At 66.3% G+C, this 3497-nt stretch carries 4 protein-coding genes; 1 reads left to right on the top strand and 3 read right to left on the bottom strand.

Features of this window, described 5'->3' with window-relative positions; all coding sequences use genetic code 11:
* The 3 genes from ACFWM7_RS34470 to ACFWM7_RS34460 form a co-directional block, all read right to left on the bottom strand.
* The coding region (locus ACFWM7_RS34470; RefSeq protein WP_383268504.1) for a hypothetical protein at positions 1–454 on the bottom strand (454 nt) is incomplete at its 3' end.
* 323 nt (positions 455–777) lie between these two features.
* Positions 778–1419: a hypothetical protein gene (locus ACFWM7_RS34465; protein ID WP_383268501.1), complete on the bottom strand. Its 642-nt coding sequence runs from the start codon at positions 1417–1419 to the stop codon at positions 778–780.
* Positions 1416–1592 carry a hypothetical protein gene (locus ACFWM7_RS34460; protein WP_381980775.1) on the bottom strand — a complete coding sequence of 59 codons (177 nt, stop codon included), beginning with the start codon at positions 1590–1592 and terminating at the stop codon, positions 1416–1418. Before ACFWM7_RS34460 ends, ACFWM7_RS34465 begins: the two co-directional genes overlap by 4 nt.
* A 932-nt stretch (positions 1593–2524) precedes the next feature.
* Here ACFWM7_RS34460 and ACFWM7_RS34455 point away from each other — a divergent pair.
* Positions 2525–3436: a DMT family transporter gene (locus ACFWM7_RS34455; protein WP_383268498.1), complete on the top strand. Its 912-nt coding sequence runs from the start codon at positions 2525–2527 to the stop codon at positions 3434–3436.
* The last annotated feature ends 61 nt before the right edge of the window (positions 3437–3497 follow it).

The raw sequence follows: 3497 nt of genomic DNA, 5'->3' as shown, positions 1-3497 counted from the left end.
GGCCCTCGTAGAGGGCCCGCACGTCACCCTCGACGAACAGCCACAAGGGCCCGCCGGGGAGTTCGGCAAGCCGGGCCGGCAGGGCGGACGGGCCGATGAGGTGAATGTCGCGCCGGGCCAGATCGTCTGCCTTGGCCTGGGCCGTCTTCAGCAACTCGGTTCGAGAGGCGCTGATCTCGTCTGCGACCTTGCGGGCGGTGGGGACTTTGGCATGGGCAAGCTCTGCAGCCAGGCGGCCCGTAGGCGCCTGCCACACCCGGCCAAGTTGCTCCCGGTGTTCGTGGACCAAAGCGCGCAGGCCCTTGTTTCCCAGACCTCGCGCTGCGCCGAGGGCGAGGAACGCGACCACGAAGGGCATGTCCGTGGCGAGCAGGTCATCGGCAGCCTGCCACAACGTGGGCTGCCCGTCGGAAGTAGGCCGCGGCCTTTCACCTCGAGTGCCGTGCTGATCCACACCAGCACCCTACCTGGCAGGCGCCCGGAGACGGCTATAGCGTGCGGTGGGCGACGACGAGGAGAACCCGTGACCCGGCTTGCATTCACCAGAGCCGACAGCACAGCACCACTGGTCGGCTGAGCCCTCGAACACCTTGCGCCCGGCGCTGAGTTTCGGATGCATGAGACACGCGTGCCATCGCGGCGTCGACATGGCGGTCGGCCTCTATCTGCGACGAAACCGAAGACACACCGGCATTCCATTGGGGCTGGTTCCCTCACCAGTATCGATATCTGGCCTGCCATAACGCTCTTCCGCGCCGCGCACGGCAGAGCTGCCTGTCACGGGGCGCGGTGCTCGGGCATCAGGCCCAGTTCGCGTGCAGCAGCCAGGTCCTCGTACGCCGCAGTCCGTCCGACATGCGTGGCGGGGCAGACGAGCGTCTTGATCACCTGACGCGTCGAGAGTTCGGCGGGCGCATCCCAGACAACCTGCGCCGTCTTCTCGATGCGGGGCAAGTAGGTGCTCCACCACCTTGGCCCCGTACGGCGCCGGAGCTCTCTGACGAGGGCGATCTGCGGATCGGGCATGGCATCGCCGAGTCGCCTGATACGTGGTGGCCTCCATCCGTCAGCGATCCACTCCCAGCCATCCTCGGTGGCTTGGAAGAGGCCGTAGGGAATCATGGCCAGGGCCAGTGGGAGAGCGAGCTTCCGGGCAGCAGCGCGGATCCGGTCCTTCTCCTGGTCCGAAGAAACGCCGCTGACCGTGGTGGCGTTCACCTGCTCGACAAACCCTCCACTGTCGACCTCGAGCGCGACGCACATGTCCACGGCGGTGGTGTTGCAACTCAGCCATATACGGAAGCGGGGCGGGAAGAGATGGCCGGCCACCTGTACCGGACGGTCCTTGAACCAAGCCTCGTCGCCGTCGTGAAGATTGGAAGGCTCGACGATCAGACCCTCCGCCCAGTAACTCTTCACTCAGCTCCCTCCCCATGGTTGCTGCGGAGCGCACCGATCAGCAACAAGCCGAGAGTTGTCGTCCCGCCGAACGTCACAGCGGCGTCCCGTACGGCCTTCGTGACCGGCTCGGAGTCGATCAGGGCAAGGATCACGGCTGCGGCAGCCGCGAGCAGCCCGACCAAGACAGCCACCAGTACGCGGTAGTGAGTAGATTGCACGGATCCAGTCTCGCGGCATCGATCCCGGCAATCCAGCGTTCCTCGGTCCGTAGAACACGAGACGGAAAAGCGGACAACCTCTGACCTGCGCAAACTCTACCGATGCCATTGGAGTCGGCATGAGAATGACAAGGCCATTCGTCACCAGTGTCAGCACTAGCTCGTCACGGCCCGTCAGTGGCATCTAGCAGGTCGCCATGGCTATGCCACTGACACTGAAATGACGACTCTCTACTGCCACTCCCCTGCAGACCATCACCCTGGAAAGCCTGCGCCTGATCGTCGGCAAGGCGGTCGCTGAAGCCACAGGCCTACTCAACGGAGACGCGGACCTCCCCGATCTGCTGGAAGAGGGCCTGAAGCCTCGCGGCGGGGATCTGGAGGAATGGGACTACGAGTTTGTCGGCCGACGGCTACGCCCGCGCGATGAGGACGAGGCGAAGCGGATGCGGAGCATTCTCATGGGCATGGAGGCGAGCCTGTATCGGGGAGCCCTGGAAGCGCTTGAGCAGCAGCGAGTATGGGCCGACCGCACCTGAGCCCAGTTGAACGCAGAGAAGTGGCGGTCTGGTGGCCCCGCACCACCGGGCTGCGGTGCGTTCAACGGGGCGTACCTGTCGGCTGGCGGCGCTGGGCGTCGGCAGGGGAGGTGCGGCGGGGTCTGCCGGCGCGGGCGCTGGGCGTCGGGGGCTTTGAGGGCGTCGACGGCGAGCTGGGCGAGGTCCGGGTGCCTGCCATTCACTCTGGTCGCGGCCGAGGCCCGGCGCACGTCGCGATGTCGTAGGTGCGGAGACTCGGCGGGGGCGCGCGTTCCAGCTGGCCCGCGCAACCTGTTAGCCCATACTAATGTTTCGCGTGTAGAAACATTAGAGGTTGCTTCCTGGTCGCTAGGGCACTCTCCCCGTATGGCCACAGACACGACAGCACGCGAGCGCGGCGATCGAGGGCGGAGCGACATGGTCGGCACGAAACGATGGCCCGCTGTTCCAGGTCCGCTCTTCATCGTCGGAAGCGTCATCAGCATTCAGGTCGGCCAAGCCTTCGGCAAACAATTGTTCGGTGCCGTAGGGCCCCTAGGCGTCATCTTTCTCCGGTTGGCCTTCGCCGCGCTGGTGCTCTGTGCGATATGGCGGCCGACGCTGCCGAGGAGTTGGCGCGAAAGGGGACTGATCGTCGCCCTGGGGACCTCGATCGCCGGGATGAACGTCATCTACCTCGCCTTGGAGCGCCTTGATGTCGGGGTCGCGGTCACGCTGCAGTTCCTGGGACCGCTGGTGCTCGCACTGGCCGGATCGCGGCGCATCATCGACTTCCTATGGGCACTTCTTGCGTGGCTCGGTGTCTTTCTCTTCGCCAACCCCGGAGGAGGCGCCGGGCTCTCGATTTCCGGCACGGTATTCGCTCTCGTGTCCGGTGCCTCAATGGCGATCTACGTGGTGCTGAACAAACGCGCCGGCGCCAAGACCTCCAACGGCGACTACCTCGCGTACGCCGTCGCATGGGCCGCAGTGCTGTCCATGCCGACCGCCGTGTGGCAGGGGGGCTCGGCGATGCTTCAGCCGTGGGTCCTGGCGGCGGGGCTCGGGGTCGCGCTGCTGTCCGCGGCCATCCCCTACACGCTCGACATGGCGGGACTGCGCAGGCTGCCTCCCCGGACCGTGGCCGTGCTCCAGAGTCTGGAGCCGGCCGTCGCGGGGCTGGCCGCCGTGGTGGTGCTGGGAGAGATTCTCACCGGCACGCAGTGGCTGGCCATCGGCTGCGTGGTGCTGGCCTCAGTGGGAACCGTGACCACTCCGCGGAAGAGGCCGAAGGAGTGATGAGTATCCGCCAGCCACGGCACTGAGCGTCCACGGCGATGAGCGGGCGCGCCTTACCAGG

The organism is Streptomyces sp. NPDC058375, assembly GCF_042723425.1.
In the GTDB taxonomy this organism is placed as follows: Bacteria; Actinomycetota; Actinomycetes; order Streptomycetales; family Streptomycetaceae; genus Streptomyces; species Streptomyces durocortorensis.
Note: the sequence above shows the minus strand (reverse complement) of the source record. Positions and strands in the feature narration are given on the sequence as shown.